The organism is Streptomyces viridosporus (genome assembly GCF_002078235.1).
In the GTDB taxonomy this organism is placed as follows: domain Bacteria; phylum Actinomycetota; class Actinomycetes; order Streptomycetales; family Streptomycetaceae; genus Streptomyces; species Streptomyces viridosporus.
The window spans coordinates 1-5,228 of the sequence record NZ_MSGP01000485.1 but is presented as its reverse complement, the minus strand read 5'-3'; the positions used below and the strand labels follow the sequence as shown (position 1 = coordinate 5,228).

The following is a 5,228-nucleotide window of genomic DNA, read 5'->3' as shown; positions in this document are numbered from 1 at the left end:
GCCGAGGCCCCACTGGCGCAGGACCACGACCTGGGTGAGCCGGCGCGCGGTGGCGGCGGACTCGGGGCGGGACGGCAGCGGAACCTCCGCCTCCGTCGGGTTGCCGAACAACTCCAGTGCCTGCAGGGCGCGTTCGTCCTCGACCGTCGGCGACCAGCGCGACGCGGTCGCACGCTCGTCTCCCCGCGGCTGTTCCATGCCCTCCAGCCCGTCGCGGAGCGGGGGCGTACGGGGGGCGTATTCCCCCGGAACGGCCCCGGGGGGTCCCGCGGACGTCCATGATGGGGGCATGGCGGGGCTGGAGGGCATGGAACAGCCGCGGGGAGACGAGCGTGCGACCGCGTCGCGCTGGTCGCCGACGGTCGAGGACGAACGCGCCCTGCAGGCACTGGAGTTGTTCGGCAACCCGACGGAGGCGGAGGTTCCGCTGCCGTCCCGCCCCGAGTCCGCCGCCACCGCGCGCCGGCTCACCCAGGTCGTGGTCCTGCGCCAGTGGGGCCTCGGCGCCAGGATCACCGAGGACGCCGTCCTGCTCGTCTCCGAACTCGTCGGCAACGCCGTGCGCCACACCGGCGCCCGTGTCTTCGGCCTCCGGCTGCGCCGCCGCCGCGGCTGGATCCGCGTCGAGGTCCGCGACCCCTCCCGCGGCCTGCCCTGCCTGATGCCGGTCCAGGAGATGGACGTCAGCGGCCGCGGCCTCTTCCTCGTCGACAAGCTCGCCGACCGCTGGGGCGTCGACCTGCTGCCCCGGGGCAAGACCACCTGGTTCGAGATGCGCACCGGGGACCGCTGAGCCCCCACCGGCGCGCGTCCCGTGCGGTGCGCGCGCCGGATGCCTTCCCTCCGGGGCGCGGGTGCCCCGCGGTACGAGCGCCTCACGGCGCGAGGAACAACGCCTCCGAACCCACCGGCCGGTAACCGGCCGCCTGGAACGCCCGCAGGCTGCGGGCGTTCCCCGGGGAGACCTGCGCCCACACCGGCTCGTCCCCGGCCAGGTGCCGCGCCGCCAGCGCCAGCCGCCGTCCCAGGCCCCGGTGCCGTGCCTCCTCCGCCACCTCCACCGCGACCTCCAGCCGTCCCGCGATCCCGCGCCCCAGGACCAGCACACCCCCGTCCGCCGCCCACACCCGCACGTCGTCGCGCCGCCCGCGGGCGCTCGCCACCCGGGGGTGGCCGGGGTCGTCGTTCTCCTCCAGCGCGAGCGGCGGCCCCGCCGGCAGCGGGTCCGCCACCGTCATCACGTCGATCGTGTCCGTCCGCCGTCCCGTGCGGTCCATGAAGGCGGCCAGGAAACGGGCGTGCAGGGTGGCGGCCAGCGCGTCGCAGTCGAGCGAGGCCAGCGTCCGCCGCACCCACGCGGGGTCCTCGTCGGTGAAGACGACGGAGTGCGCGGTGAACGCCAGCACCCCCGCGTCCCGGCCGGACGGCTGGGGCACCACCGTCGTCCCCCCGTCCGCCGCCGGGAAGTCACCGCGCGCCGCCGCGTCGAGAATGTCCCGCAAAGCGTTCCGCGGCCTGTCCGCCGGCGTGTCCGTCACCCTCGCGCTCCTTGCGTCTCCGCCCACTGGAAGGCCCAGACTCCCAGACATGATCGACGACGGCACCGGATTTCTCACCCTCGGCGAACTCGCCCGGTCCACCGGCCTGTCCGTGCGCACCATCCGCTACCGGGAGCCTCCGCGCTCGTGAACGGGCTGGAACCCCCGTCCTCCCACGAGGCGGAGTTCGGGTGGGCGGTCGCCGCGCTGAGGGCCCGCGCGGGCGGTTAACCTGACGTGCGTCATCAGGACTCCGGAGGAGTCCGACGGAACACCGGAAACACGAGACGAAAAAAGGGGCGGATCGGTGGCGGACATCGAGGAAGCGCGCAAGCAGTTCGAGCGGATCGATACGGACGGGGACGGATTCATCACCGCCGCCGAGTTCAAGGCCGCCCTCGCCCAGGGCGGTGACTGGAACGTCACCGAGTCGGTCGCAGAAGCGATCATCAAGTCCCGCGACCTGGACGGTGACAAGGTCCTCTCCTTCGACGAGTTCCGGGCCCACCTGAACAAGTGAGCCCCCACGCAGGGGCCCGATCCGCGCACCTCCACGCGCGGGCCGGGCCCCTGCGCCGTGCCCGGCCCCGGTACCGGTGTCACCCGTACGGCCCACAGGGCCGGAATAGTCCGTCCCGCCCGGAGGTTGGTGCCGACCACGACGGTTCCCGAAGGGAACCGAGGCGGACACCGATCCCCGGAAGGGCGAGGCGAGTCAGACATGAAGATCGGCATCATCGGCGCGGGAAACATCGGCGGGAACCTCACGCGGCGGCTCACGTCGCTCGGCCACGACGTCTCGGTCGCCAACTCCCGCGGCCCGCACACGCTCACGGACCTGGCCGAGGAGACCGGCGCGACCCCGGTGCGGGCCGAGGAGGCGGCCCGGGGCGCGGAGGTCGTGGTGGTCACCGTGCCGCTGAAGGCCGTACCGGACCTGCCGTCCGGGCTGTTCGACGGGGCCGCGGAGGGCGTCGCCGTCATCGACACCGGCAACTACTACCCGCAGCAGCGGGACGGGAGGATCACCGGCATCGAGGACGAGGGCCTCACCGAGAGCCGCTGGACGGAGCGGCAGCTCGGCCACCCCGTGATCAAGGCCTTCAACGGCACGTACGCCCAGGACATCCTGGACCGCCACCGCCCCGCCGGGGCCCCCGACCGGATGGCCCTCCCCGTCGCCGGCGACGACGCGGCGGCCAAGCGGAAGGTGCGGGACCTGATCGAGGAGCTCGGCTTCGACACCGTCGACGCGGGCGGCATCGACGACTCCTGGCGCCAGCAGCCCGGCACCCCGGTCTACGGCCTGCGGGCGGGCGTCGAGGCCGTCACCGAGGCCCTGGCGAAGGCGTCCCCGGAGCGCACCCCGGAGTTCCGGGCGTAGCCGTACCCCGGGCCCGGCCCCCGTGCCCGCGCACGGGGGTCAGGCGCCCTCGGCCCACTCCCGCAGCGCGGCCTCGTCGGAGAAGTCGGCGACGTTCTTGTCCAGCGGGTCGTCGGTGTACTGGTGGAAGCGCCACTTCGCCTCGATGCGGGGCTTGCCCGCGGTGACGTGGTCGGCGATCCAGAGGCCGTCGCCGGCGTAGGAGGTGGTGTCGACGTTCAGCCAGAAGTCCCGGTTGGCGTACAGGATCACCCGGTTGTGCGGCCGCAGCTCCTTCACCTTCCGGAGGAAGCGGTCCTTCTCCTTGTTGCTCGCGTGCGTGCCCTCACCGGTCCTCTCCCAGTCGACGGCGAGGACGTCGCCCCGCTCCTCCGGCGCCCTGCGCACGAAGTACTCCGCCTGGGCCGTGAGGTTGCCCGGCCAGAGGAAGTGGTAGAAGCCGACGACCAGACCGGCGTCGCGGGCCGTCTTCGTCTGGGCGGAGAGCCGGGGGTTGGTGTACGAACGGCCCTCCGTCGCCTTGACGAAGACGAAGGACAGGCCGTCGGTGTCGTAGGAGGAGGGCTGGTACGCGCTCACATCGATGCCACGCAGCATGCGGGCTCCCTGACGTGCTCGTGGAGGGGAGTCGAGTGGTTCCTTCCCCCGTCGCGCGGCGTCCACGCGTCGGCGCGGCCGACCGCGGGCGCGCGCGTTCCCCGCGGACACGTCCGGTCGAGAACCGCCCTCGACCGGTCACGGACCCGCTCCCCCTCGGTCACCCCGGAAAGCAGCCCGCCGTACCCACGGCCGGCTCCCCGCGCAGCACCCGGGCGCGTCGTCGCAGGGGTGCGCCCCTCCCCGGACGACGCGCCGTCAGGGGGCCGTGCCCTCAGCACTCGATGATGTTGACCGCCAGTCCGCCCCGGGCCGTCTCCTTGTACTTGACCGACATGTCCGCGCCGGTCTCCTTCATCGTCTTGATGACCTTGTCCAGGGACACCTTGTGCGAGCCGTCGCCGCGCATCGCCATCCGTGCCGCCGTGACCGCCTTCACCGCGGCCATGCCGTTGCGCTCGATGCACGGGATCTGGACCAGGCCGCCGACCGGGTCGCAGGTCAGGCCCAGGTTGTGCTCCATGCCGATCTCGGCGGCGTTCTCGACCTGCTCCGGGGAGCCGCCGAGCACCTCGGCGAGGGCGCCCGCGGCCATCGAGCAGGCGGAGCCGACCTCGCCCTGGCAGCCGACCTCGGCGCCGGAGATGGAGGCGTTCTCCTTGAAGAGCATGCCGATGGCGCCGGCCGCGAGCAGGAAGCGGACCACGCCCTCCTCGTCGGCGCCCGGCACGAAGTTGACGTAGTAGTGCAGCACCGCCGGGATGATGCCGGCCGCGCCGTTGGTCGGGGCGGTGACCACACGGCCGCCGGCCGCGTTCTCCTCGTTCACCGCCATCGCGTAGAGGGTGATCCACTCCATGGCGAGGGCCTGCGGGTCGCCCTCGGAGCGCAGCTTGCGCGCGGTGTTCGCGGCGCGGCGGCGCACCTTCAGACCGCCCGGCAGGATGCCCTCGCGGGACATGCCGCGCGTCACGCACGCCTGCATCACCCGCCAGATCTCCAGCAGGCCCGCGCGGATCTCCTCCTCGGTCCGCCAGGCGCGCTCGTTCTCCAGCATCAGGGCGGAGATGGACAGGCCCGTCTCCCGCGTCAGGCGCAGCAGCTCGTCACCCGTGCGGAAGGGGTGCTTCAGGACGGTGTCGTCCAGCTTGATGCGGTCCGCGCCCACCGCTTCCTCGTCGACGACGAAGCCGCCGCCCACCGAGTAGTACGTCTTGGTCAGGAGCTCGGCGCCGGACGCGTCATAGGCCCACAGGGCCATGCCGTTGGCGTGGTACGGGAGCGTCTTGCGGCGGTGCAGCACCAGGTCGTCGTCGAAGGAGAACGCGATCTCGTGCTCGTCGAGGAGGCGGATCCGGCCGCCGTCCTTGATCTTCTCCACCCGCTCGTCGGCCGTCTCCACGTCCACGGTGCGCGGCGAGTCGCCCTCCAGGCCGAGCAGGACCGCCTTGGGCGTGCCGTGACCGTGGCCGGTGGCGCCGAGGGAGCCGTACAGCTCGACCCGGACCGAGGCGACCGACTCCAGCAGGTCCTCGTTGCGCAGCCGCCGGGCGAACATGCGGGCCGCCCGCATCGGGCCGACCGTGTGCGAGCTGGACGGGCCGATGCCGATCGAGAACAGGTCGAAGACCGAGATGGCCACGGGAGGACTCCTAGGGGTTCGGTGGACGGCGCTGTCCACCGGGGGAGGGGTGGAACGAGAAGAGGGG

6 protein-coding genes and 1 pseudogene are annotated in these 5,228 nt (G+C 73.0%); 3 read left to right on the top strand and 4 right to left on the bottom strand.

The features are described from left to right. Positions 1-198, bottom strand: a pseudogene (locus B7L92_RS43980) (ATP-binding protein); the annotation flags it as partial. Between B7L92_RS43980 and B7L92_RS29925 the strand changes: the two are divergent. Then, entirely contained in the window at positions 197-793 is a 597-nt protein-coding gene (locus B7L92_RS29925; protein ID WP_081240485.1) for an ATP-binding protein, read from the top strand. The pseudogene B7L92_RS43980 and the gene B7L92_RS29925 overlap by 2 nt on opposite strands. 82 nt (positions 794-875) lie before the next feature. On the opposite strand, the gene B7L92_RS29920 is transcribed toward B7L92_RS29925, so the two are convergent. Further along, positions 876-1,538 (bottom strand): GNAT family N-acetyltransferase, encoded by a 663-nt coding sequence (locus B7L92_RS29920; RefSeq protein WP_081240484.1) that lies wholly within the window; start codon positions 1,536-1,538, stop codon positions 876-878. Positions 1,539-1,845: 307 nt separating this feature from the next. On the opposite strand from B7L92_RS29920, the gene B7L92_RS29915 reads away from it, so the two are divergent. Both B7L92_RS29915 and B7L92_RS29910 read left to right on the top strand, forming a co-directional pair. Beyond that, on the top strand, positions 1,846-2,058 hold the full coding sequence (locus B7L92_RS29915; RefSeq protein ID WP_081240483.1) for an EF-hand domain-containing protein: 213 nt from the start codon (positions 1,846-1,848) through the stop codon (positions 2,056-2,058). 57 nt (positions 2,059-2,115) lie between these two features. Next, on the top strand, positions 2,116-2,922 hold the full coding sequence (locus tag B7L92_RS29910) for an NADPH-dependent F420 reductase (protein ID WP_368656273.1): 807 nt from the start codon (positions 2,116-2,118) through the stop codon (positions 2,920-2,922). A gap of 39 nt (positions 2,923-2,961) precedes the next feature. On the opposite strand, the gene B7L92_RS29905 is transcribed toward B7L92_RS29910, so the two are convergent. Together B7L92_RS29905 and B7L92_RS29900 are read right to left on the bottom strand one after the other, a co-directional pair. Then, positions 2,962-3,519: a glycoside hydrolase family 25 protein gene (locus tag B7L92_RS29905; protein ID WP_081240481.1), complete on the bottom strand. Its 558-nt coding sequence runs from the start codon at positions 3,517-3,519 to the stop codon at positions 2,962-2,964. A gap of 274 nt (positions 3,520-3,793) precedes the next feature. Beyond that, positions 3,794-5,161, bottom strand: a complete 1,368-nt coding sequence (locus tag B7L92_RS29900; protein WP_081240480.1) for an L-serine ammonia-lyase — start codon at positions 5,159-5,161, stop codon at positions 3,794-3,796. Positions 5,162-5,228: the final 67 nt, after the last annotated feature.

Coding starts and splice junctions, on each gene's coding strand:
- B7L92_RS29905 (WP_081240481.1), bottom strand. CDS start 3,519: ATGCTGCGTGGCATCGATGTGAGCGCGTACCAGCCCTCCTCCTACGAC.
- B7L92_RS29925 (WP_081240485.1), top strand. CDS start 197: ATGCCCTCCAGCCCGTCGCGGAGCGGGGGCGTACGGGGGGCGTATTCC.